Here is a 23,579-nt window from a genome sequence, read left to right on the forward strand (position 1 = left end):
GGGGCCGGATCGGCGACTAACGCAGCGTCCGCGTCAGCCCGATACTCGCGCACTCACTATCCTACCCAGATACTGCCAGCCACATAGCCGAGCAAACCCATCCTTAGCAAGCACATCAAGACTAGATAAATTTTGCGCACACGGTACAAACTGGTGACAACTAAAACTGTTTCAAATGAAACCCTAGCCCTACCACCAGTCACTAGGTAGCATAACTGCCCCGCAGCTCTGTGCTGTGGGCAAGGACGCGACCAAATTATCTAAATAAGTAGTGATTTAACCATGACCACGCAGCAGTTCGACGACCTTAACGTCGTCTCCCAGGACATCCTGATTACACCGGAAGCGCTGAAATCAGAACTGCCCGTTAGTGAGGCAGCTGAAGCTTCTGTGGCCGCCGGCCGTGCCGCCGTGCGCGATATTCTCGACCGCAAAGACCACCGCTTGATGGTTGTGATCGGCCCCTGTTCCGTTCACGACGTCGATGCGGCCATCGATTATGCCCAGCGCCTGAAGGCGCTGGCCGATAAGGTCTCCGACACCCTGCTGATCGTGATGCGTGTGTATTTTGAAAAGCCCCGTACAACCGTGGGCTGGAAAGGATTGATTAACGATCCACACCTGGACGATTCCTTCAAGATTGAAGACGGCCTGCACATTGGCCGCAAGCTTCTGCTGGATGTTGCCGAGCTGGGCCTGCCAACCTCCACCGAGGCACTGGACCCGATCTCTCCGCAGTACCTGCAGGACCTGATTTCCTGGTCTGCGATCGGTGCCCGCACCACCGAATCCCAGACACACCGCGAAATGGCTAGCGGCCTCTCTTCCGCAGTGGGATTTAAAAACGGTACCGACGGCAGCCTGGAAGTGGCAATCAATGCACTTCAGTCCACCGCCAACCCACACCGTTTCCTGGGCATTAATAAAGAAGGCCAGGTTGCCATCATCCACACCGCCGGTAATAAATACGGCCACGTGGTACTCCGCGGTGGTAATGACAAACCGAACTACGACTCGGTGAGTGTCGCGGTCTGCGAGAAAGAGCTTGAGGCAGCAGGTTTGATCCCCAACATCATGGTGGACTGCAGCCACGCCAACTCCAACAAAAACCACGAATTGCAACCGCTAGTGGTGGACAACGTGACTCACCAGATTCTGGATGGCAACAAGTCCATTATCGGCATTATGGTGGAAAGTAACCTGAAAGCTGGCAACCAGAAGATCAATAAAGATCGCAGCAAGATGGAATACGGCGTATCCGTTACCGATAAGTGCATCGACTGGGAAACCACCGAATCCCTACTGCTCGGTATGGCGGAGCAGCTGCGCGAACCGCTTCAGGCTCGCAAAGGCTAAACAGTTTCACGCTTATTACAGGCCGGCTTTGCCGGCCTTTTTTTTTGCCCGCGCAATATCATTTCATTGTTTCCCCCTCCTACACGTCACCCTGGGCGCATACACCTCAGTGCGCGTCCGAGTATCCCCGGAATTCTATCTACACTACTTGGATAGCAACCAAACCCAATGCGCGTATTTGGCAATAGGAGCCGACAATGACTGACGCACAGAGAATGAAATATCTGAAGATCGCCCTCGTCGTCCTTGGCATCTTCTTTATCTTTGGAATATACATCATGATGATGTGGGTATGGCCGTCGGGCTGGGGCTGGACGCCGCGGCAGCCGGAATACGAGCAGATGATTATGGGACTCTACGCAACGCTCGGCGTATTCCTGATCAGGGCAGCAAAAAATCCGATGGAAAACCTGAGTCTTATCTGGTTTACCATTTGGTCCAGCATCGTACACGGCGCCATAATGCTGGTACAGGCCTTAGTAGACGAGACCGAGCGGACGAACTTACTGGGTGATGTACCGGCACTGTTTCTGGTGGCCGCTGTGCTCTGGTATCTCATGCCCAAGCGACATTCACACTAGCGCGCCCTATTCCAACCAGCGAAGCAGAACGAACAGGCAGAGAAACCACACAAGGAGCCAGGCACTGCGGCGATACCAGTTAACCTTGGCCTCCGTACGCAAGTGGTGACGTATTGCCTGTTCATATAGATCCGGCTCACCTTCGGTTCGCGCCCCTCCACCTTTCCATTTGCCACCGGGCAAAATGGAGACCGCAACTGCCGCAACAACTGTCACGAAAAAACCAATCACATTCCACCACAGCCAGGAGATTTCCGGCATAGTCAGCCAACATATGCCATTTACCGCCACCCCGAGTGACAGCCCAACAATAACCTGCGGTCCCGCCACACGCTGCACTAAAAAGCCTAGTATGAACACCGCCAGAATCGGCCCATTCGCCAGCGAGCCGACCTTGTTGATAGCCTCCAACACCGTAGGCGCGATATCGCCCACGTAAAACGCCATAACCAGCGTAACAACGCCCCAGACCGCCGTCATGCCCCGCGAATACACTAACTCTTTTCGTGCCGTCCAATGCCCACGGTGGAACCGCCGAACGTAATCTTCCATGGTCGTAGCACTTAATGAGTTCAGCACCGAATCGAGGGACGACATCGCAGCGGCAAACAACGCCACCAGACTCAGCCCTACCAACCCAACGGGTAACGCGTTGATCATGTAGAGCGGTACAGCAAGATTGTATTGGGGCCCCTGCCCGGTCGCCGGCAATGCTGAGACGAATGTCGGGTGTTGTGCGGCGTACACACCGATACCCACGCCCACCAGGCAGTACAGAAACACCAGCGGGAAACGCAACACACCATTGATCAGCAGTGCATTATTGGTGGCGTCAATATTGCGGGTACTGAGTTGCCTCTGCACCTGGCTCTGATCACAACCGTAATAGGAAACATACAGAAAAAGCCCACCAAACAGCATTGGCCAAAACGCGAACGTCTTGCCATCACCAAAACCGTGGTGCGCGAAGTCGAGCGTGGTTTTCCGCTCACTGTCGAAGGCCTGCCACATGGCATCCATCCCTCCGGCTACGGTCGTCAGTGAAACCAGAACCACCAGCAGCATGATGGCGAGAATGAGCAACTGCAATACATCGGAATAGATAACGCCACGAATCCCACCCATCACGTCATATACCACGGTAAAGGCTCCGAGTAGCAATACCGAAGCAAAAAAGCCCAACCCGGTAATCAAATCGATCACCAATGCAATGCTGTAGACGGTAACGGCGGTGGCAAATGCGCGAACGAATAGAAACAATCCGCTGAGAGTCAAGCGGGTGGCCAGATCAAAGCGCCGTTCGAGATAGGCATACACAGAGACGAGATTGAGGTGACGAAACAGCGGCATCACAAACAGGATCAACACCACCATCGCCAGTGGCACCGCGAGTTCATATTGCAGCCACAGCAGGCCGCCGCCCGCGGTAAACGCAACAAAGGCCGGCGCACCAAGAATGCTGTTGGTAGAGCACTGGGTGGCCATGATCGACAGGCCTACCGGCCACGGACCCAGGTTGCGCCCCGCCACATAGTAATCTTCCCGGCTGCCCTGGCGGCGCGACAACCAGTAAGCCATCCCCAGAAGGCCAACACAGTAAGCGGCAATAATTCCCCAATCAATCCCTGATATCTGCTGTGTCATTGCTGTGTACTTTGGTTATGTACTTCGTACTGCTGTTCTTTTGTTATTTGGGTGAAAACTCCTTGATCACCCGGCTTCATGACGCCGCTACCTCAGCAGCCAAACGACCTCGCGGGCCGGTACCTTACCCTTCAAGCCGCCATCTATTTCGGCAGAACCCAGCTGCTCCGTCTTGTAGGCGCTGTCGTAAAGCCGGTGAACCTCGGCAGCATCCACACAAAATGGCGGCCCTGGTAATTGGCTCTGATCGTAATCAATCGCCAGCAACAGCTGATCAGCCCCCTCGGTAAGCGCGATCAGGTGCGCTGCGTAGGCTGTGCGCATTGCCTCCGGCAGCGCTACCAGCGCGGCGCGATCGTACACCGCATCGATGGAACCCAGCGCGTCGCGCGTTAGTTCGAAAAAATCCCCTACAAAGACCTCCAGCTGCCCCGTACTGTAGAGCTTTGCGTTGCCCACCTTAGCGACCTGCGGGTCCACATCAAGCTGCGCAAACAGCTGCTGGATCGCCACCTCACTCAACTCAGCACCAACAACGCGGTAGCCGTGTTGTAGCAACCAGGCGATATCCAGTGTTTTACCGCACAGCGGCAAGAATATCCGGGCACCGGCCGATAACCGCAGAGCATCCAGATGCTCAACCAGTAATGGGTGCGCATCCGGGTTGTGGAAGCCGATTTCGTTTTTGTGCCACTTATCCAGCCAAAATTTGTGTTCCATATACCTCGCCTTCGCAGATATTGCACCTGTGGCGCCAATGATGCGGACCTCGCCGCACCACGCCTTTTGCCCGGTATAATACCAGCTATGTCTGAGTTACCTATCCACGAGGTGTTGCCCCAACTGCGCGACCGCCTCAACCAAGAAAACAATGTCGTTCTGCAGGCGCCCCCCGGCGCCGGCAAGACTACCGCGGTGCCACTGGCACTGCTGGATAGCCCGTGGCTTGAGGGCCGCAGAATCATCATGCTGGAGCCCCGGCGTCTGGCAGCCCGCTCCGCTGCCGCCCGTATGGCCGACCTGCTTGGCGAGCCGGTGGGTAAAACCGTCGGCTATCAGATTCGCGCAGAGCGTAAATACGGCCGCGATACGCGCATCCTCGTGGTGACCGAAGGGATTCTCACCCGCTTGCTGCAGTCAGACCCCGAGCTCACCGATACCGCACTGGTCATTTTCGACGAATTCCATGAACGCAATCTGCAGGGTGACCTGGCACTGGCACTATGCCTGCAGTCTCAGGAGGTGTTGCGTGAAGATTTAAAGCTGTTGGTCATGTCGGCAACGCTTGATGCGGAAGCCGTCGCCGGCCTACTCGGCGAGGCCCCGGTGATTACTAGTGAAGGCCGCGCTTTCCCTGTCGATATTACGTACCTCCCCCACCCGCAGGTACCTGAGAACTTCCGCCAATTGCCGACAACGGTGGCACGCAAAGTGAGTGAATTGCTGGCACAGCAGGATGGAAGCGTGCTTGTGTTTCTCCCAGGAGTCGGCGAGATACGCCAGGTAGAAAGCTCACTTAGGGAGTCTCTCGGCAATCAGCCACAGATATTAATCGCGCCGCTTTATGGCGACCTTAAGAAAGAGCAGCAGGACGCCGCCATCGCGCCCTGCCCCGATGGCAAGCGCAAAGTTGTGCTCGCCACGAATGTTGCCGAGACCTCTCTAACCATCGAAGGTATCCGTGTAGTGGTGGATGCGGGGCTTATGCGGGAATCGCGCTTCGACCCGAATACCGGTATGAATCGCCTGGTAACCACACAGATATCCCAGGCCTCTGCCACCCAGCGCACCGGCCGTGCCGGACGACTCAGTGAAGGGTATTGCCTGCGCCTGTGGAGCGAATCAACACAGCGGGGCATGGCGAAAAAGAACAGCCCTGAAATACTGTTAAGTGACCTGGCCCCGGTGATGCTCGAACTGGCCCAATGGGGCGTGAGCGAACCGAGTGAACTGCGCTGGCTGGATCTGCCACCACCGGGACCGACAGCACAAGCACAGGAATTACTGATCGAGCTAGGAGCGCTCGATACGCAATTGCGGATTACCCCGCACGGGCAGAAAATACTGCAGCTCGGCACCCACCCCCGACTGGCCCATATGATGTTGTGCAGCGTGGAACTGGGTCTGCAGGAGCCGGCCACCCTACTCGCAGCACTTTTATCGGAGCGCGACATCTTCCGCGGGGAGCAGCGCTGGGATAGAGACATCCACAAACGCATGGAAGTATTGCTCGGGCGCACCAAAAACAGCCGCGCCGACTTCGCTTCGATTCAACGTATCCACCAACAGGCGAAGACCTGGCGTGCCCAACTCACGGAGCGAGATACCACTTCAGCGGCAATCGCGGACGCCCGGGACGCTACCGGTATTTTACTCGGCCTCGCCTATCCCGACAGAATTGCAAAAAATCGACACGACCGCGAACGGCGCTTCCTGCTTTCGAACGGGCGCGGCGCCCACTTCTCCCATGACGACGATTTGGCCCAGGAAGCGTTTCTCGTCATCGCAGACCTTGATGGCCAGGGTCGCGACGCGCGCATTCAACTGGCAGCGCGCATTGATCGAGAACTTCTGCACGAGTACTTTTCCGAGCTTATTGAGCAACGAGAGGCTGTGCGCTGGGATAATAGTGCTGGCCGCGCTATTGCAAGCAAGCAGACCCTGCTTGGCAAGCTGATACTGGAGGAAAAGCCCGCGCAGGATATTTCTCCCGAGCTGATCAGCCGCGCGTTGCTCGACGCCATTCGACAGGGTGGTTTGAGGCTGCTGCCCTGGACGAAAGATTCGGAGAACCTGCTGGAACGCGTGCGCTTTCTTTACCGCGAGCGGGAACAATTTGCCGACTTACTGAGTGGACTGGCATTGCCCGAATGGAGCGAAGCCGCCCTAATTGAATCCCTTGAGTCGTGGCTGCTCCCGCACCTGAACGGCTTCAGCAAATTGGACCAGTTGAAGCAGCTGGATCTCAAAAGCATTCTGCTCTCACAACTGGAGTGGTCCACCCAGCAACAACTCGATGCGTTGGCACCGAGCCACATTCAAGTGCCCAGCGGCTCCCGTATCGCCATTGACTACGGGGAGACACCGCCAGTCTTACCTGTTCGCTTACAAGAGATGTTTGGCCTCGGGCAAACCCCGACGATCATTAACGGTCGCTACCCACTAATGATTCACCTGCTGTCCCCAGCGCGACGTCCGGTGCAGGTCACTCGCGACCTGGCGAGCTTCTGGGAAAATACCTATCAGGAAGTGAAAAAGGAATTACGTATTAAATACCAGAAACACTTCTGGCCGGATGACCCCACCACGGCGCAAGCGACCAGTAAAACCAAAAAGCGGATGAATGGTTAGACCGCGGGTAAATCTTACAGACATAAAAAAACGCGGCCCGGGCCGCGTTTTTTTATGTCTGCTTGCAGGATCAGGCAGGATCAGTAGTAAGCCTGTGATTTGTCAGAATGGTCGGTAATATCCTTCACGCCCGCAAGCTCCGGCACCTTTTCTTTCAGGGTTTTCTCGACACCCTCTTTCAGGGTCATATCGACCATACCGCAGCCCTGACAGCCACCACCAAACTTCAGTACCGCAAACATGTCTTCGGTAACTTCTACCAGGCTCACCTGACCACCGTGGGAGGCCAGACCGGGGTTTACCTCACTGTACAGCACGTAGTTGATGCGATCTTCGATCGGGCTGTCATCGGTGACTTTGGGCATGCGGGAATTGGGTGCACGAATGGTCAGCTGACCACCCATTTTATCCGCCGAGTAATCAACGCGAGCCTCGTCCAGGTAGGGCACGCTGCGGCCTTCAAAGAACGCTTTGAAGCCATCTAGCTGCATTTCCAGGTCGCCCTCTTTTTCTTCACCTGGACGGCTGTAGGCGATACAGGTTTCCGCGTTTGGGGTACCCGGGTTGGAGACAAACATACGGATAGCAATACCTTCACAGTCCTGCTTGGACAGGAGGTCTCGCAGATACTCCTGGGCAGACTCGGTGATGGTAACGTTCAATTCTGACGACTGTTCTGACATAGACCTTCTCAAATCTCAGGGCTTGCAATGGCCGGCACGGAATAACCGAGCTCTATGGTCGGGTATTCTACGCGCTAATCCCCGCAAGTAAAGTCGACCACAAAGGGCATACCCGGCCGCAGTTATGCCAGAGCCCCCAGCAGCGCGCGCGCCGTGGCCTCCGAAGACGCGGGGTTCTGTCCCATGATCAGCAAGCCGTCAGTGGTGACATGGCTTTGCCAGTCATCGGTCTTGGAGTAGTCGGCACCATGCTGCTTCAGCATGTCTTCCACCAGGAATGGGACCACGTCGGTCAGGCCGACCCCCTCCTCTTCACTGTTGCTAAACCCGGTGGCCTTGCGGCCCTTAACCAGTGGGTCACCGTGGGAATCTACGGTATGACGAAACACTGCCGGTGCGTGGCATACCGCACCCACGGGCTTATCTGAGCGATAGAAGCCCTGAATAAGCGCAATGGAGCGCTGGTCCTCAGCCAGATCCCATAGAGGACCGTGACCGCCGGGATAAAACAGCGCGTCGTAACCCTCCACATCGACTTCATCCAGAGACTTGGTATTCGCAAGGGCCTGCTGCGCCAAGCCGTCACTCTTGAAGCGACGTGTCGCCAGAGTCTGGGCATCGTCCGCGTCACTTTTCGGGTCGATGGGCGGCTGACCGCCTTTCGGGGAAGCAAGGGTGATATCTGCCCCCGCATCCACAAATACGTAGTACGGAGCGGCGAACTCCTCGAGCCAAAAGCCGGTTTTTTGCCCGGTATCTCCCAGTTGGTCGTGGGAGGTTAATACCATCAGTATCTTCACGCGCGTCTCCTCATGCTTTGAGTCATGCTGTGAGCACTCTGAGTGTAGCTCGCAGCGCTATAACCTTTTGTTTGATCAGCATAAAAACAGGATCTTACGAAGTGACCAGAAAGCCGATGCAGAGGGGTATCTGTGCTAATATTGCCGCCCTTTTGATCCCTGGTTTAAGGAAAATCCGATGTCTGAGCAGTCCCGCGATCAACGCCTGAAGCAGTTATACGCCGCCCTGGGCGAGCGCATCCTGATTCTGGACGGTGCCATGGGCACCATGATTCAGCGGGCTAAGCTGGAAGAAGCCGACTACCGCGGTGCGCGCTTTGCCGACTACCCCTCCGACATCAAGGGCAACAACGACCTATTGGTCCTTACCCAGCCGGATCTGATCGAGCGCATCCACGGCGAATACCTGGAAGCCGGCGCGGACATTATTGAAACCAACACCTTCAACGCCACACGCCTGTCGCAATCCGATTACGACATGGAAGATCTGGTGCCGGAGCTTAACCGCGTCGCGGCCGAGGTCGCTCGGCGCGCTGCCGATCAATACTCCACGCCAGAAAAACCTCGCTATGTGGCTGGCGTACTCGGCCCAACCTCGCGCACCGCGAGCATCTCACCGGACGTGAACGATCCCGGTGCCCGCAACGTCACCTTCAACGAGCTGGTAGAGAACTACATCGAGTCCACCAACGCGCTGATCGATGGTGGGTCCGATATCATCCTGATCGAAACCATTTTCGACACACTGAACGCGAAGGCGGCGATTTACGCGGTGCAGGAAGTATTTGAACAACGCGGGTTTGAGTTGCCGATTATGATTTCCGGCACCATTACCGACGCTTCCGGGCGTACCCTGTCGGGACAGACCACCGAAGCGTTCTACTACTCCGTTGCCCACGCCAAACCTATCTCGGTCGGCCTCAACTGTGCCCTGGGCGCCACTGAATTACGCCCTTACGTCGAAGCACTGTCCAGCGTTTGCGCCGAACATGTCTCCGCGCACCCGAATGCGGGACTGCCGAACGAATTCGGCGAATACGATGAAACGCCGGCAGAAACCGCGGCCGTGGTATCTGAATTCGCCCGCGCAGGCTTCCTGAACATTCTCGGCGGTTGCTGCGGTACCACACCCGACCATATTCGCGCGATTGCCGACGCGGTCGCCGATGTTGCACCACGCAAGCTGCCCGAAATCAAACCCGCCCTGCGCCTGTCTGGCCTTGAGCCATATGTGGCAGACGAAAACGCGCTGTTCGTGAATGTCGGTGAACGCTGTAACGTTACCGGCTCCGCGCGCTTCAAGCGCCTGATCATGGAAGAGGATTACGATACTGCACTGCAAATCGCCGCCGCCCAGGTGGAAGACGGCGCTCAGGTAATCGACTTCAACATGGATGAGGCAATGCTGGATTCCGAGGCGGCTATGCGTCGTTTCCTCAATCTATGCGCGACCGAGCCCGACATCGCCAAGGTGCCGTTTATGGTCGACTCCTCCAAATGGGAGGTGATCGAAGCCGGCCTGCAGTGCATTCAGGGCAAACCCATCGTGAACTCCATCAGCCTGAAGGAAGGTGAAGAAGAGTTTATCGAGAAAGCACGCTTGTGCCTGCGCTACGGTGCCGCGGTTGTCGTGATGGCGTTTGACGAAACCGGACAGGCCGACACCTTCGAACGCAAGGTAGAAATCTGTACACGTAGCTACGACGTGCTGGTAAATAAGGTGGGTTTCAATCCCACGGATATCGTTTTCGACCCGAACATTTTTGCGGTGGCGACCGGGATCGAAGAGCACAACAACTATGCGGTGGACTTTATCGAAGCCACCCGCTGGATTCGTAAAAACCTGCCCGGTGCCAACGTATCCGGTGGCGTTTCCAACGTGTCCTTTTCGTTCCGCGGCAACAACCCGGTGCGCGAAGCCATCCACTCGGTATTCCTCTACCACGCGGTAAAAGCCGGGATGAACATGGGCATCGTGAATGCTGGCATGCTGGAGGTCTACACCGACCTGGCCGATGAACTGCGGGACAAAGTAGAGGACGTCATCCTTAACCGCAATGACGAGGCCACCGAAGCACTACTGGATATCGCCGAGAAATACCGCGGTGACGGCAGCACCGCCGAGCGCAAGGAAGACCTCGCGTGGCGAGAGTGGCCGGTGAAAAAACGCCTCGAGCACGCCCTGGTAAAAGGTATTAACAATTTTATCGAGGAAGATACCGAGCAAGCCCGCGCGGCCTCAACACGTCCACTGGACGTTATCGAAGGACCGCTGATGGACGGTATGAATGTGGTCGGTGACCTGTTTGGCGAGGGCAAAATGTTCCTGCCGCAGGTGGTGAAATCGGCCCGTGTCATGAAGCAGGCCGTAGCCTATCTCCAGCCGTACATCGAAGCGGAAAAAACCGCAGACAGTAAATCCAACGGCCGTATCCTGATGGCCACGGTAAAAGGTGATGTGCACGATATCGGCAAGAACATCGTCGGCGTAGTACTTGCGTGCAATAACTTTGAGGTGATTGACCTGGGTGTCATGGTGGCCGCGGAAACCATTCTGCAAACCGCGAAAGAAAAGCAGTGCGACATCATCGGTCTCTCCGGCCTGATCACTCCGTCGTTGGACGAAATGGTGCACGTTGCCGCAGAGATGGAACGTCTCGAGTTCGATATTCCGCTGATGATTGGCGGCGCCACCACTTCCAAGGCGCACACCGCGGTTAAAATTGAACCGCAGTTCAAGCGCAACCAGGTGGTTTACGTCGCCGATGCGTCCCGCGCTGTCGGTGTCGCGAGCAAGTTACTGTCCGCTGAACTGCGCCCCGATTTTGTGCAGGGCGTAAAGGATGAATATGTAAAAGTGCGTGAGCGCACGGCGAACCGCAAACGCAACGACCCCCGCCTCAGCTATGCGAAAGCACTGGAAAGCGGCCCACAGTTCGACTGGCAGAACTTCTCGCCCACCATTCCAAACAAGCCGGGCCTGACCGTACTGGATGACTTCCCACTGGATAAACTGGTGGACACCATCGACTGGACACCGTTCTTTATTTCCTGGGATCTCGCCGGCAAATACCCGGCCATTCTGAACGATGAAGTAGTAGGCGAAGCCGCTACCGACCTGTTCAAAAGTGCGCAAACCATGCTTGCCGATATTATCGAGAACAAGCGTCTGAAAGCCCGCGCCGTATTCGGCCTGTGGCCAGCCAATGCCGATGGCGATGACATTGTTGTGTACACCGATGAGAGCCGCACCGAAGAACGAGCGCGCCTGCATCAGATGCGCCAGCAGGTAATGAAGCGCGGTGGAGATGGCTTCTGCCGCTCACTGGCAGACTTTGTCGCACCAGTTGGCTCCGGTGTTACGGATTATGTCGGCGGCTTTGCTGTGACAACCGGTATCGGCGCCGACGAGCTTGCCGCCGAGTACGAAGCCAAGCACGACGACTACAGTGCAATCATGGTAAAAGCGCTGGCCGACCGTCTGGCTGAATCTTTCGCGGAGCACCTGCACCGTGAAGTGCGCAAAAATTACTGGGGTTACCAGGCTGAAGAAACACTGAGCAATGAAGAGCTGATCAAAGAAGCCTATAGCGGCATCCGCCCTGCACCCGGCTACCCCGCCTGCCCGGACCACACCGAGAAGGCCACGCTGTTCAAACTGCTGAGTGCAGAAGATAATGCCGGTATCGAATTAACCTCTAGCTTTGCCATGATGCCCGCCGCCGCGGTAAGCGGACTCTACTTTGCCCACCCGGAGTCCAAGTATTTCAATGTTGGCAAAATATCGCGGGACCAACTGGAGAGCCTCGCCGAGCGCAAGGGCATGCAAGTAGATGAACTGGAGCGCTGGCTGCGACCCAATCTAGAAGACTAATCAAGGGATAGTCGAAGACGGGGCGTCGGCCGTCCTGGATGGAAAGTCCTGGATGGAAAAGTATCGAAAGAAAAATACGCGTTCGCTGGAAAAAGGAATCCGGTATGAATCACACCGACGACAAAGATCGGCAGCAGAAACCATCGTTTGGCCAGGTTGTGCTCAGCACCCTGGCTGCAGCGGTGGGCGTGCAGTCGGATAAGAATCGCGAAAGGGATTTCAAGGCAGGCAGCTTCAAGGCCTACATTGCTGCAGGCATTATCTTCACCGCCGCATTTGTTGCGGTGCTGATCCTGGTAGTGAAAACAGTGCTAAGCAATATGGGATAAACCCAAATCGCGCCGAACACTTGGTCACCAGGCAATCGCCAACCTACTCCACACCGACAAACGATCGGAGCGAAGCGGGTTTAGCGCAGCGAGGAAGGGACTGAGATTAGCCTTGAGAGGCAACCCAGTACACGCAGGTTGCAACGAATATGGCCACCAGTGCCACCGCCGCAATGGCGTCTACAGCATTATCGCTATCGTCAGATACAACTACTACTTCTCTTACTACTTGGTCGTTCATCGGAATACTCCGTCACTCAAGAAATCATTATTGTTTTTAAGGTAGCAGCACCGCTAAAAAACGCGGTTTCTCAAGTAGATCAAATCCCTGCAGGCGGTGCAACTGCACGTATATTCACCAACGCCAGTGGCATCGGCTACTTATAACCTTCTGTTACTAAGGTAGCGAAAAAAATTGTTATTTTTTGTATAAGGCGGCTGGTATGTTATGCGCCACTCAGGGTCATAGATAGACTCCAGAAGACCCTCTGGGCGCTGCTGAGCCGGCGCGAAAATGTAATGGAATCAAGCTCTTATGTATCGATACGACGAACAGGACCACAAGCTGATCCGGGAACGGGTGGCCCAGTTTCGCGGCCAGACCGAACGCTATCTCGCCGGTGAGCTGAGCGAAGAAGAATTTTTGCCCCTGCGCCTACAAAATGGCCTGTATGTGCAGCGTCTGGCCCCCATGTTGCGCATTGCGGTGCCCTACGGGCTGATGAACAGCACCCAAGTTCGTCGCTTGGCACACATTACCCGCAAGTACGACAAGGGCTACGCCCACTTCACCACCCGCCAGAACGTTCAGCTGAACTGGCCGAATCTGGAAGATGTACCGGATATCCTGGCGGAACTGGCGGAAGTCGAGATGCACGCGGTGCAAACCAGTGGTAACTGTATCCGCAACACCACCACCGACCAGTTCGCTGGTGTCGCTGGTGATGAACTCGTCGACCCCCGCCCCTATTGCGAGCTGATACGTCAGTGGTCCACCTTCCACCCGGAGTTCGCGTTCCTGCCGCGCAAGTTCAAAATTGCGGTTTGCGGTACTGAAGAAGACCGCGCAGCGATTCGCGCCCATGATATCGGCGTGCAGATCGTAAAAAATGACCAGGGTGAGAGCGGATTCCAGGTATTTGTTGGCGGCGGCCTCGGCCGCACCCCAATTCTGGGCGTGGCCATTCGTGACTTCCTGCCGGAAACCCACCTGCTGTCGTACCTCGAAGCCATCGTGCGCGTGTACAACCAGTTGGGCCGCCGCGATAACAAGTTCAAGGCGCGCATCAAGATTCTGGTAAAAGCCATGGGCCCCGAGGAATTTGCCCGCCGCGTAGAAGCGGAGTGGGAGCAAATCAAAGACGGCGCCGACGAGCTCACCGTCGAGGCCATCGAATGGGCCAAGCGCTTCTTCCCAGAGCAACCGTACAAAACCTTCAAAGCCGGCCACGGCGAAGCCGTACTGCGCGATCAGGCCGGTGATGACAAAGCGTTTGCCCGCTGGCTGGAACGCAACACCTTTCCGCATCGCGTAGAGGGCTATCAGGCAGTTACCCTGAGCACCAAGCCAACCGGTATCCCGCCGGGTGACGTGACCGATCGTCAACTGGAGGCAATCGCCGACCTGGCCGACGAATTCAGCTTCGGTGAAGTGCGCGTAACCCACGAGCAAAACGTGGTACTGGCAGACGTAGAGCAGGAAAAACTGTTCGCACTTTGGCAAGCGGCACGCAAGCACGGCTTTGCCACTCCGAACATCGGCACCCTGACCGATATGATTTGCTGCCCGGGCGGCGACTACTGCTCCCTGGCCAATGCCAAGTCCATTCCGGTGGCGGAAGCCATTCAGCGCAAGTTCGACGACCTGGACTACCTATACGACCTGGGTGACTTGGACCTCAATATCTCCGGATGCATGAACGCCTGTGGCCACCACCACATCGGCCACATCGGCATTCTCGGTGTAGATAAAAAAGGCGAGGAGTTCTATCAGGTTCAGCTCGGTGGCAGCGCCAACCAAGACGCCAGCCTCGGCAAGGTACTTGGCCCCAGCTTCTCCCGTGACCAAATGCCAGCAATCATTGGCAAGATTCTCGATGTGTTTGTCGAGAACCGCCAGCCGGAAGAATTCTTTATCGATACCTACAACCGTATCGGGCTGCAGCCATTCAAGGAGCGTGTGTATGCCAAAGCCAGCTGATAACTCCGCGGCGAAGAAGCCGGTAGGTGCACAACCAGAAAATCCAGCACAACTCATACTTGATGGGGAAGTAGCAGACAACCAGTGGAACCTGCTGCCGCTGACTGGTGAAGAAGAAATTACCGCCGACAAGTTGGCCGCAGGCAAAATCATCTTGCCGGCGAGCGTATGGTTGGCCCTCCGCGAAGCACTGCAAGACCGCAAACAAGAGATTGGTGTGTGGCTCGACAGCGATGAAACTGCTGACCTCATTGGCGAGTACGCCAGTGAACTGCCGCTCATTGCCGCGCACTTCCCGGCATTTACCGATGGCCGCGGTTTTACCGCAGCACGCCTGCTGCGTGAGCGCTATGGCTTTACCGGTGAAATGCGTGCGGTCGGCAATTTTATCCGCGACCAACTCACTTACCTGACCCGTTGTGGCTTTAACGCCTTCGCGTTCCAGGGTGACCAGCCCCTGAGTGGATTAACTGAATCGCTGCGCGACTTCAGTGACAGCTACCAGGCCGCGGTAGACCAGCCGTTGCCAATCCACCGCCGGCGCGCACTCGCCTGAGCGAAGCGGTAACCAAGTCAAAAAAGCCCGGCAGGTTTCTGCCGGGCTTTTTTGTTTTTAATCAGATGACTCCCTTATCCCGCAGCGCAGCAACTTGTTCCGGGGACAATCCCAGCTCATCGGCCAGCACCGCTTGCGTATGCTGGCCCAAGGTGGGTGGCGCATCCTGATAAGCCAGGGGAGACGCGGAAAAGCCCAACGGGTTGCGCACGGTGCGCACACTGCCCGCCTCCGGGTGCGGCTGCTCAACCACCATGCCACGGGCCTGTACCTGCGGATCCGCAAACACCTGCTGCAAATTGTTTATTGGCCCACAGGGCACATGGGCATCGCTGAGTTTTTCCAACCACCACGCGGCGGGCTTGGCGGCAGTTGCGGCCTCCACCAAAGGAACGAGAATCTCGCGCGCCTTTACCCGCCCCTGGTTCGTCGCATACGCCGGGTCTAGTGCAACCGCATCCAGACCGGCAATTTGGCAAAATTTCTGGAACTGCGTGTCGTTGCCGACCGCCAACATGAAGTAACCATCACTCGCCGGAACCGCCTGATAAGGGACAATGTTTGGGTGTGCGGTACCCTGGCGCTCGGGGCTGACGCCTGATACCAGGTAGTTTTGGGCCTGATTGGCCAACCAGGCGACCTGGGTATCCAGCAGGGACAGGTCGATTTGCTGCCCCTCGCCGGTTTTCTCCCGATGCACTACTGCCGCAAGGATACCGGAAACGGCATACATCCCAGTCATCAGGTCCGCCACGGCAACACCCACTTTCTGAGGGCCGGCCCCAGGTAGCCCTTCCGGCACTCCGGTAATACTCATCAGGCCACCCATCCCCTGAATCATGGCATCGTAGCCAGCGCGCTGCGCGTAGGGGCCTGTCTGGCCGAATCCGGTAATGGAGCAATAAACGATACGCGGGTTAATTGCGTGTATCGACGCATAGTCCAAGCCGTATTTTGCCAGGCCACCCACCTTGTAATTCTCCAGCAAAATGTCGCATTGCTGGACGAGGTCCTTAATTAACGCCTGGCCCTCGGGCTTGGTGATATCGACCGTTATGGACTTTTTGCCGCGGTTCGCGCTCAAGTAATAGGCTGCATCCGTGGTGTCGTTGCCTTCGGCATCCTGCAGGTAGGGAGGCCCCCAATGACGGGTGTCGTCACCCTTGCCCGGGCGCTCGATCTTAATGACCTCTGCGCCAAAGTCCGCCAGCACCTGACTGGCCCAGGGGCCGGCCAGAATTCGACTCAGGTCGAGCACCTTGAGATGAGATAACGGGCCAGACATAAAACTTCCTTATGTATTCGCTCTGAAAGCGCTGGGGCGCCAGAAAAAGTGATCACAAATTTGAGGGCAAGATTATCAGATTTGACACCCGATGGTCGAAAGCCAGTCACGATAATTGCGCTCCACCCTTGCTTGTGGGGCACACTGGTGGCCAAAATGGCATGTCCTTTTCCGACCAGCGCAAGCCCCTGCTTGCCGCTAGAATCGGCGATGAACCGGTATCATCCCAACCAACACCCTATAAAAATAAACAACAAACAGGATAGCGAGATGGCAGAAAACACTATGCAGACACCGCAAAATGAAGATAAGGCCAGCGAAACCCCGCGCTTTACCTCTTTCCGCGAGTTCTATCCGTTTTACCTGAACGAACACAGCAACCTAACCTGCCGCCGGCTGCACTTTGTGGGCACTGCGCTGGTGATTAGCCTGGTTATTACCGCCATCATCAGCCGCAACTGGACATTGCTGTGGGCGGTACCAGTGGCGGGCTACGGCTTTGCCTGGGTCGGGCACTTCTTTTTTGAGCACAACCGTCCTGCCACATTTAAAAACCCCTTTTATTCTCTGTGGGGCGACTTCGTCATGTTTAAAGACATCCTGATCGGCAAAATCGAACGCTGAGATTGCCGGATCCGCGCCCGCTGCACTGGCAATTCGTTAGTGCACTGTCAATTTGTGCTTGCGCAACTTGTTGGCCACCGCCGTATGTGAAATACCCAATTGCCGCGCAAGAGCGCGACTGGAGCGCTGCCCGGGAGGCAAACTCTCGAGCAGCTCTTCGAGAATACTCCGCTCCACTTTTTCCAGCTGTTCCGCGAGCGTCAGCCCCCTGCCCCATTCACGCCACGGCAAATTCGTCTCGCTAACCATGTCCGGAAAATCCTCGCGCGCCAAAACCCGCCCCCCGCGCGCGCGCATATGCGCCAGCGCCGATTCCATTTGCTGTGTGAGGCCGGTGAAGTTTGTCGGCCAATCCGACAGTTTTAACGCATCAACCACCCCATCAAATTCCGATACCTCCACATCACCGGGCACCGGCACGCCCTCCCCATGCGCCACCTGAGACAGGATTAGCCGCACAAAACGCTCTAGAGACGGACGCATCGCACGCAAGGTGGGCAATGGAATGTGCTGACCGGAAAAGGTTTGCTGTAGTGCGGGCAGCAAGGTGGAAAATACGGTAATGGTCACCATCAACCGGGGCAGAAATTGGGTGCGCAACAGACTTTGCGCCAACTGCCGCTGCACATCCTTCGGCGCGAGTTCAAGGTCATCAATTAACACCACGGTATCTCTGGGCAATTCTGCAAGTCGCGTCACCCCGTCTACATCCAGCGCCTCACCGTGGCAGCGATAAACCTTACCACCCTCCGCCAGTGGGCTCAGATAGTAGGCCGCGTGTAGAAATGTGGTCTTGCCGCAGCCGCGCTCACCGCTAATCAGCAGTGGCGCTTGCAGCGGCGCCATTTGTTGCAGGCGCAAGCAACAGGCTCGGCGCGCGTCCAGGTCCCAGAGTACCTGCGGTGTGGGTGGCGTCTGTTCGAGGGGAGAATCCACATCGGGGGCAGCGGCGTGCAAGGTCAACACGGCACCAGCAAGCGACGCGGGCCCGGCCGAGCTGTCACCCAGCGTAATTGGCGACCAATCGAGGGTAAAGGGCTTGCCGCGCACTAACACCGGGAACCCGTAACGAGGCGCAGTCAGCCCTCGCAGGAGCTCCTCCAGTTGCAGCTTGGGTAGGAAACGTTGCAACTGCATCCCTGGCACCTGCCCCTCATTCACCCCAAACGCCCGGGCAGCAGCGAGGTTTGCCGCAATGATGCGGCCGGCACCATCCACCGACAGCACCGGATACGACACATGCCGCAGTAGGGTATCCAACTCGAAGTGGCGCCGCTCGGAGGGAATTAACGCGATGCGGCGCACCTTCTGAACCCCGGGCACCTGCTGGAGGGACTTCTCGATCGACTGAAACTGGGTCAGAAGCAGGCCCGGCGCCCACAGGTAAACCTTGTCTCCGCTATCGCCGCCAATTTCCCCAGTACGCACATTGACCCGGAAATTGGCAAAGATCGCCATAATTTCCTGCAATATGCCTACACGGTCGCTACAGGTAATCTCTACTCTCATGCACCAACTGTAAACTTATGTTTACAAAAAGTGTAGCCGACCGGGCCCATGGGCCCGCCTTTTCGCTCTATCTGCCCTGCCACTCCCCCGCGCTCGTGTCTAAGAATAGAAGGACGATAACAACAGAACTGGCGGCAAACCGTGACCGCCAACCGCGGAGATAGTCATGAGCAGCAAAAAGCCCAGCAAGTATGTGGCCCGTGAACCCAATGCTGAGGGTTTCATTGAATACACCGAGCTTGAGCACCAAACATGGCAGCGCCTGATCGAAAGACAGCTGCAGATTATCCCTGGCCGCGCCTGCGATGAGTACATGCATGGTCTCGACCTGCTGAACCTGCCTGTGGACCGCATTCCCCAGCTGGAAGAAGTAAATAGCGTATTGCGTCGCGAAACCGGCTGGGAAACCGCACGGGTGCCCGCCCTCATTGGCTTCGAAACCTTTTTCCGCCTGCTCTCCGAGCGCAAATTCCCGGTGGCGACCTTTATCCGCACCCCCGAAGAATTCGACTACCTGCAGGAGCCGGATATCTTCCACGAAATCTTCGGCCACTGCGCCATGCTCACCAACCCAGCGTTTGCCAACTTCACGCAGAAGTACGGTGAATTGGGCCTGAAAGCGAGCCCCAAAGAGCGCGGCTACCTGGCGCGCCTGTATTGGTTCACCGTCGAATTCGGACTGTTGAACACCAAAGACGGCCTGCGTATTTACGGTGGCGGTATCCTGTCGTCTCCGAAAGAGACGCTCTACGCCCTGAGCGATGAGCCAGTGCGCGTACCTTTCGAGGCGGTTGATACCCTGCGCACACCTTACCGCATCGATATTGTGCAGCCCATTTACTACCTGCTGAACGACCTGCAAGACCTGCAACAGCTCACCGAAATTGATTTGATGGCGCGCGTGCGTGAAGCCATGGCGGCGGGTCTGTTCGAGCCAATGTTCCCGCCCAAAGAAGCGGCGTAATACGGCGCAGCGTTCCAAAACAAAGTTCCAACAACCCCCTGTTGTTTGGCCGGGCATTGCCCGGCTTTTTTGATCCTGAAAATCGTAGAGAAAATTCCACTACTAGTGCATCGATACGGAGATTATCGTTACTAACGAGATACGGGGTACAGCAAAGGATTCTTCCAAGAGCCGCCAATGTCGGATTTCTCAGTACCCTTAAAAAGTACCGGGGTAATTTGTTGCAAGGGAGCGAGTACCGGAGCAAGCAAAGGGAATACAAACCCGCTTTATGGAGCTTTGTAGAACTATGTCTTCACTCGACGCAATTGATCGACAACTTCTTGCCATCTTGCAATCAGATGTTAGCCTCTCCATCGAAGAGCTGGCCGAGCGTGTGGGCCTGACCAAGACCCCGTGCTGGCGCCGGATACAGAAGCTGGAGAAAAGCGGCATCATTCGTCGCAAGGTCGCCCTGCTGGATGCCGAGGTACTCGGCCTGCCGGTATCGGTGTTTGCTCAGGTAAAAGCGAATCAGCACAGCGCTGAATGGGCAGACTCCTTTGCCCACACCATGGCTGATCTGCCGGAAGTGGTGGAATGCTATCGCCTTGCCGGCGACTACGATTACATCTTGCGTATCGTGGTCAGCGATGTCGCCGCATACGATCAGTTTTATAAAAAGCTGATCGCCCACGCCGGCATTGCAGACGTGGCCTCCACCTTCGCCATGGAGCAGATCAAGAGCACCACAGAACTGCCCATACCCACCGGCGAATAACGCCAGCTCAATGACTGAACTAATGACAGGCCCGCGGGTGAACCCCGCGGGCACAGTACATTGAGGTCGCCATGAATCATTCTCGCCAAACACCCAAAGAAGTACCAAACGCTGCTTTCACCTCCGACACTGTCGAACATTTACTGCAACGTATTCGCGATAACGTCATTGGCGAGCGTATGCCAATGCGCACGCCTTTCGGCGAACGGCCATTGGTTTACGCGGACTACACGGCCTCGGGCCGCGCATTGCAATTTGTTGAGGACGCCATTCGCAACAAGGTGCTACCGTGGTACGCCAACACCCATACAGAAACCTCGGCGACTGGTCGCCAGACCATGGCATTTCGCGAACAGGCGCGCAGCGCAATTCGCACATCTGTAAATGCCAGTGATGAGCACGCCATTATCTTCTGCGGCGCCGGCGCAACGGCAGCGGTTAACCGCATGGTCGATTGCCTCGGCCTGCGAAAAGATCACTACGCGCGCATCGGTGGAACCAGCGGCAGCATTTCCAACGATGCGCGCCCGGTGGTATTTATCGGCCCCTACGAGCACCACTCGAACGATTTGCCCTGGCGCGAATCTGTCGCAGAAGTCGTGACCATTCCGCTAAATGCCATGGGTGGTGTCGACCTCGACGCACTCCAGTCTGCACTCGAACAATATACCGAGCGCCCGCTCAAGATCGGCAGCTTTTCTGCAGCATCCAATGTTACCGGCATTCGCACCGATACCACTGCCGTTACGCGGCTTTTGCACCAGCACAACGCCCTCTCATTTTGGGACTATGCGGCGGCAGCACCCTACGTCGATATCGATGTGCAGGGCGAAGATGCGCTTTCCTGCAAAGATGCACTGTTTATTTCACCGCATAAATTTGTCGGCGGCCCGGGTACACCGGGCATCCTGATCGTTCGTCGCGGTTTATTGCCAGAAAACCAACCCACTGTTACCGGTGGCGGCACGGTGTCCTGGGTAAGCCCCGGCCGACACACCTACCTGCCCGCCGGCGAGCGCCGCGAGGAGGCAGGCACACCCGCCATCGTGGAATCTGTGCGCGCTGGCATGATCTTCGCACTAAAAGATCAGGTGGGTGCTGATACGATTGAAACACGGGAAGCGCACTGGCTTGAACGCGTCTTTGCACGCTGGTGCGGGAATCCGAACATAGAGATCCTCGGCGGTACCGACGCGGAACGTGTCAGTATCGTGTCTTTGCATCTACTGCGAGATGGCAAACCTCTGCACTACGGATTCGTTGTCGCACTACTTAATGACCTGTTTGGAATTCAGGTGCGTGGCGGCTGTTCCTGTGCCGGCCCATACGGACACCACTTACTGCACTTAACCGATGAGCAGAGCACCGCGATAGAAAAGCTGGTTAGTGAAGGCGAAAGTATTCTTAAGCCCGGCTGGGTCCGCTTGAACTTTAACTACTTCCTGGATGAGGAGACCGTGGATTACCTCATCGACGCAATTGAACTGATCGCTGAGCACGGCTACAGAATGCTGCCCTTCTATCAGTATGATACGGCTGCCGGGGTCTGGCGCTATCAGGGGCAAGAGCCAAATGCGCCACTGGATCTCGTCCTCGATTCAGTCTGTGAAGCGCCAACCAAGGTGACCCTACCACTACAGGAATATCTCGCTAAGGCGCGGCAGATCATCGCAAATCCGTCCGGCGAAATCTGTGCGCAACCAATCCTCTCCAAAGAAGGCGAGGACCTGCGCTGGTTCAAGCTGTAGCCACGGAAGTTGCGCACCGGGCCCGGGTCCGGTGCAGCTGGCAAATCGAAGCCAAAACAAGGCCATTGAAAACAGGCCGTGACAACGCGGATAATACCGGCAAGAGCCATTTTCCAGTCTGCTACAAGGATGCGCAGTGCCTGAGACCTCCCTGTTCCAGTCCTTTTTCCTCATATTCACCGGCGCTGCGGTAGTAGCCTCGCTAGCCCTGTGGGGTCGGCAGCCATTGCTCGTCGCCTACATTGCCCTCGGCTGCCTGCTTGGCCCTTCGGTATTTGGACTCGTCGACAATGTCGCGTTAATGGCGGAGATGTCGAGCATCGGCATTGTTTTCCTGCTGTTCCTGCTGGGTCTCGATATGCAACCACAGGCGCTCATATCGGTGCTGCGTAAAGCGACCTTCGTCGGTTTTATCAGCTGCGCCGTGTTCCTGGCGTTGGGCTATGGCATCGGCCGCGTCTTCGGCTTTACCAGTATCGAGTCCTGGGTGATCGGTATGGCGATGATGTTCTCCAGTACCATCATCGGCATCAAGCTGTTGCCGACCACCGTGCTGCACCACAAGCATCTGGGTGAAATGATGGTGGGCCTGCTGCTGTTTCAGGATTTTGTGGCGATCACCTGCCTAATGATCCTGCTCAGTGGCAGCACTGGCACGGTGGATTTCGCGCGCCTGGGCATTTCCTTTGCAGCACTGCCCCTACTGGTGGGCTTCTCCTGGGCTGCGGTGCGCTATGTATTGCAGCCACTGCTGGCCAAATTTGACCGTTTCCACGAATACGTGTTTTTGCTCGCACTCGGCTGGTGTCTTGGTCTGGCAGAATTGGCAGAGGTGGTCGGGTTGTCTCGGGAAATCGGCGCGTTTATTGCTGGTATTACCCTGGCGACCAGTCCGATTTCACAGTACATCGCACTTAGCCTGAAACCCCTGCGGGATTTCTTCCTGATCCTGTTCTTCTTCAGTCTTGGCGCCCAGTTCAATCTGGATATGGTGCCCGAGATCGCCGTCCCCGCTCTGGTTGCCGCCTCTGCGGTACTGATCATCAAACCGGTGGTGTTCCGCTACTTACTGGGGCAGCAGAGTGAACGCAAGATTCTCGCTTGGGATATCGGCTTTCGCCTCGGACAGATCAGTGAATTTTCACTACTGATCGCCTTCCTCGCGGCGAGCCAGCAGCTGATTGGCAGCAAGGCATCGCACCTGATTCAGGCAACCGCGATCCTCACCTTCCTGGTGTCGTCTTACATTGTTGTACTGAACTTCCCCAACCCCATCGCGATTAAAGACCACCTGCGGCGGGATTGAACCGCATTC

General features: G+C 56.4%; 19 protein-coding genes. 12 read left to right on the forward strand and 7 right to left on the reverse strand.

What is annotated here, in order from left to right:
* The first annotated feature begins 282 nt into the window (after positions 1 to 282).
* Together Mag101_RS09055 and Mag101_RS09060 are read left to right on the forward strand one after the other, a co-directional pair.
* Positions 283 to 1,356, forward strand: coding sequence for a 3-deoxy-7-phosphoheptulonate synthase (locus tag Mag101_RS09055; protein WP_077403775.1), 1,074 nt, complete (start codon positions 283 to 285; stop codon positions 1,354 to 1,356).
* Positions 1,357 to 1,553: 197 nt separating this feature from the next.
* Positions 1,554 to 1,937 carry a DUF6632 domain-containing protein gene (locus Mag101_RS09060; protein WP_077403778.1) on the forward strand — a complete coding sequence of 128 codons (384 nt, stop codon included), beginning with the start codon at positions 1,554 to 1,556 and terminating at the stop codon, positions 1,935 to 1,937.
* Positions 1,938 to 1,943: 6 nt separating this feature from the next.
* Here Mag101_RS09060 and Mag101_RS09065 read toward each other — a convergent pair whose 3' ends face one another.
* On the reverse strand, positions 1,944 to 3,581 hold the full coding sequence (locus Mag101_RS09065; RefSeq protein ID WP_077403780.1) for a sodium:solute symporter: 1,638 nt from the start codon (positions 3,579 to 3,581) through the stop codon (positions 1,944 to 1,946).
* Between the two features lie 87 nt (positions 3,582 to 3,668).
* A complete protein-coding gene (gene tmpT, locus Mag101_RS09070; protein ID WP_077403783.1) occupies positions 3,669 to 4,301 on the reverse strand; it encodes a thiopurine S-methyltransferase in 633 nt (210 codons plus the stop codon).
* 87 nt (positions 4,302 to 4,388) lie between these two features.
* Between tmpT and hrpB the strand changes: the two genes are divergently transcribed.
* Positions 4,389 to 6,932, forward strand: coding sequence for an ATP-dependent helicase HrpB (gene hrpB, locus Mag101_RS09075; protein WP_077403786.1), 2,544 nt, complete (start codon positions 4,389 to 4,391; stop codon positions 6,930 to 6,932).
* A gap of 80 nt (positions 6,933 to 7,012) precedes the next feature.
* Here the strand turns inward: hrpB and nfuA are convergent, their stop codons facing one another.
* Both nfuA and Mag101_RS09085 read right to left on the reverse strand, forming a co-directional pair.
* Positions 7,013 to 7,615, reverse strand: a complete 603-nt coding sequence (gene nfuA / locus Mag101_RS09080; protein WP_077403789.1) for a Fe-S biogenesis protein NfuA — start codon at positions 7,613 to 7,615, stop codon at positions 7,013 to 7,015.
* A gap of 122 nt (positions 7,616 to 7,737) precedes the next feature.
* Positions 7,738 to 8,415, reverse strand: coding sequence for a type 1 glutamine amidotransferase domain-containing protein (locus Mag101_RS09085; RefSeq protein WP_077403792.1), 678 nt, complete (start codon positions 8,413 to 8,415; stop codon positions 7,738 to 7,740).
* 178 nt (positions 8,416 to 8,593) lie between these two features.
* Here Mag101_RS09085 and metH point away from each other — a divergent pair, with 178 nt between their 5' ends.
* Together metH and Mag101_RS09095 are read left to right on the forward strand one after the other, a co-directional pair.
* Complete coding sequence (metH, locus tag Mag101_RS09090) at positions 8,594 to 12,289, forward strand: methionine synthase (protein ID WP_077403795.1); 3,696 nt, start codon at positions 8,594 to 8,596, stop codon at positions 12,287 to 12,289.
* A 104-nt stretch (positions 12,290 to 12,393) separates the two neighbouring features.
* A complete protein-coding gene (locus Mag101_RS09095) occupies positions 12,394 to 12,618 on the forward strand; it encodes a DUF2970 domain-containing protein (RefSeq protein WP_077403798.1) in 225 nt (74 codons plus the stop codon).
* A gap of 106 nt (positions 12,619 to 12,724) precedes the next feature.
* Here the strand turns inward: Mag101_RS09095 and Mag101_RS18230 are convergent, their stop codons facing one another.
* Positions 12,725 to 12,859 carry a hypothetical protein gene (locus tag Mag101_RS18230; protein WP_257787922.1) on the reverse strand — a complete coding sequence of 45 codons (135 nt, stop codon included), beginning with the start codon at positions 12,857 to 12,859 and terminating at the stop codon, positions 12,725 to 12,727.
* 294 nt (positions 12,860 to 13,153) lie between these two features.
* On the opposite strand from Mag101_RS18230, the gene Mag101_RS09100 reads away from it, so the two are divergent.
* Together Mag101_RS09100 and Mag101_RS09105 are read left to right on the forward strand one after the other, a co-directional pair.
* Positions 13,154 to 14,818, forward strand: a complete 1,665-nt coding sequence (locus Mag101_RS09100) for a nitrite/sulfite reductase (protein WP_077403801.1) — start codon at positions 13,154 to 13,156, stop codon at positions 14,816 to 14,818.
* Positions 14,802 to 15,374: a DUF934 domain-containing protein gene (locus Mag101_RS09105; RefSeq protein ID WP_077403804.1), complete on the forward strand. Its 573-nt coding sequence runs from the start codon at positions 14,802 to 14,804 to the stop codon at positions 15,372 to 15,374. The genes Mag101_RS09100 and Mag101_RS09105 overlap by 17 nt, the downstream gene beginning before the upstream one ends.
* Before the next feature lie 61 nt (positions 15,375 to 15,435).
* Here the strand turns inward: Mag101_RS09105 and Mag101_RS09110 are convergent, their stop codons facing one another.
* Positions 15,436 to 16,659 carry a CaiB/BaiF CoA transferase family protein gene (locus Mag101_RS09110; protein WP_077403807.1) on the reverse strand — a complete coding sequence of 408 codons (1,224 nt, stop codon included), beginning with the start codon at positions 16,657 to 16,659 and terminating at the stop codon, positions 15,436 to 15,438.
* A gap of 270 nt (positions 16,660 to 16,929) precedes the next feature.
* Between Mag101_RS09110 and Mag101_RS09115 the strand changes: the two genes are divergently transcribed.
* Complete coding sequence (locus Mag101_RS09115) at positions 16,930 to 17,283, forward strand: DUF962 domain-containing protein (RefSeq protein WP_077403810.1); 354 nt, start codon at positions 16,930 to 16,932, stop codon at positions 17,281 to 17,283.
* A 36-nt stretch (positions 17,284 to 17,319) separates the two neighbouring features.
* Here Mag101_RS09115 and Mag101_RS09120 read toward each other — a convergent pair whose 3' ends face one another.
* Positions 17,320 to 18,792 (reverse strand): TyrR/PhhR family helix-turn-helix DNA-binding protein, encoded by a 1,473-nt coding sequence (locus tag Mag101_RS09120; protein WP_077403813.1) that lies wholly within the window; start codon positions 18,790 to 18,792, stop codon positions 17,320 to 17,322.
* A 166-nt stretch (positions 18,793 to 18,958) separates the two neighbouring features.
* Between Mag101_RS09120 and phhA the strand changes: the two genes are divergently transcribed.
* The 4 genes from phhA to Mag101_RS09140 all read left to right on the forward strand — a co-directional run bounded on the left by phhA (position 18,959) and on the right by Mag101_RS09140 (position 23,570).
* Positions 18,959 to 19,756, forward strand: a complete 798-nt coding sequence (gene phhA / locus Mag101_RS09125; protein WP_077403816.1) for a phenylalanine 4-monooxygenase — start codon at positions 18,959 to 18,961, stop codon at positions 19,754 to 19,756.
* Positions 19,757 to 20,045: 289 nt separating this feature from the next.
* The gene (locus Mag101_RS09130; RefSeq protein ID WP_077403819.1) at positions 20,046 to 20,516 is read left to right on the forward strand and encodes an Lrp/AsnC family transcriptional regulator; all 471 of its coding nucleotides are present in this window, start codon (positions 20,046 to 20,048) and stop codon (positions 20,514 to 20,516) included.
* 71 nt (positions 20,517 to 20,587) lie between these two features.
* On the forward strand, positions 20,588 to 22,264 hold the full coding sequence (locus tag Mag101_RS09135; RefSeq protein ID WP_077403822.1) for an aminotransferase class V-fold PLP-dependent enzyme: 1,677 nt from the start codon (positions 20,588 to 20,590) through the stop codon (positions 22,262 to 22,264).
* Positions 22,265 to 22,400: 136 nt separating this feature from the next.
* Positions 22,401 to 23,570: a cation:proton antiporter gene (locus tag Mag101_RS09140; RefSeq protein WP_077403825.1), complete on the forward strand. Its 1,170-nt coding sequence runs from the start codon at positions 22,401 to 22,403 to the stop codon at positions 23,568 to 23,570.
* Positions 23,571 to 23,579 lie beyond the last annotated feature (9 nt).

Origin of the sequence: Microbulbifer agarilyticus, from assembly GCF_001999945.1 — a bacterium.
Classification (GTDB): domain Bacteria; phylum Pseudomonadota; class Gammaproteobacteria; order Pseudomonadales; family Cellvibrionaceae; genus Microbulbifer; species Microbulbifer agarilyticus_A.

Excerpts from the sequence above, each read along its gene's own strand:
- metH (WP_077403795.1), top strand. The coding sequence starts at position 8,594 with ATGTCTGAGCAGTCCCGCGATCAACGCCTGAAGCAGTTATACGCCGCC.
- Mag101_RS09110 (WP_077403807.1), bottom strand. The coding sequence starts at position 16,659 with ATGTCTGGCCCGTTATCTCATCTCAAGGTGCTCGACCTGAGTCGAATT.
- Mag101_RS09065 (WP_077403780.1), bottom strand. The coding sequence starts at position 3,581 with ATGACACAGCAGATATCAGGGATTGATTGGGGAATTATTGCCGCTTAC.
- Mag101_RS09130 (WP_077403819.1), top strand. The coding sequence starts at position 20,046 with ATGTCTTCACTCGACGCAATTGATCGACAACTTCTTGCCATCTTGCAA.
- Mag101_RS09060 (WP_077403778.1), top strand. The coding sequence starts at position 1,554 with ATGACTGACGCACAGAGAATGAAATATCTGAAGATCGCCCTCGTCGTC.
- hrpB (WP_077403786.1), top strand. The coding sequence starts at position 4,389 with ATGTCTGAGTTACCTATCCACGAGGTGTTGCCCCAACTGCGCGACCGC.
- Mag101_RS09105 (WP_077403804.1), top strand. The coding sequence starts at position 14,802 with ATGCCAAAGCCAGCTGATAACTCCGCGGCGAAGAAGCCGGTAGGTGCA.
- tmpT (WP_077403783.1), bottom strand. The coding sequence starts at position 4,301 with ATGGAACACAAATTTTGGCTGGATAAGTGGCACAAAAACGAAATCGGC.
- Mag101_RS09095 (WP_077403798.1), top strand. The coding sequence starts at position 12,394 with ATGAATCACACCGACGACAAAGATCGGCAGCAGAAACCATCGTTTGGC.
- phhA (WP_077403816.1), top strand. The coding sequence starts at position 18,959 with ATGAGCAGCAAAAAGCCCAGCAAGTATGTGGCCCGTGAACCCAATGCT.
- Mag101_RS09055 (WP_077403775.1), top strand. The coding sequence starts at position 283 with ATGACCACGCAGCAGTTCGACGACCTTAACGTCGTCTCCCAGGACATC.
- nfuA (WP_077403789.1), bottom strand. The coding sequence starts at position 7,615 with ATGTCAGAACAGTCGTCAGAATTGAACGTTACCATCACCGAGTCTGCC.
- Mag101_RS09115 (WP_077403810.1), top strand. The coding sequence starts at position 16,930 with ATGGCAGAAAACACTATGCAGACACCGCAAAATGAAGATAAGGCCAGC.
- Mag101_RS09120 (WP_077403813.1), bottom strand. The coding sequence starts at position 18,792 with ATGAGAGTAGAGATTACCTGTAGCGACCGTGTAGGCATATTGCAGGAA.
- Mag101_RS09135 (WP_077403822.1), top strand. The coding sequence starts at position 20,588 with ATGAATCATTCTCGCCAAACACCCAAAGAAGTACCAAACGCTGCTTTC.
- Mag101_RS09100 (WP_077403801.1), top strand. The coding sequence starts at position 13,154 with ATGTATCGATACGACGAACAGGACCACAAGCTGATCCGGGAACGGGTG.
- Mag101_RS18230 (WP_257787922.1), bottom strand. The coding sequence starts at position 12,859 with ATGAACGACCAAGTAGTAAGAGAAGTAGTAGTTGTATCTGACGATAGC.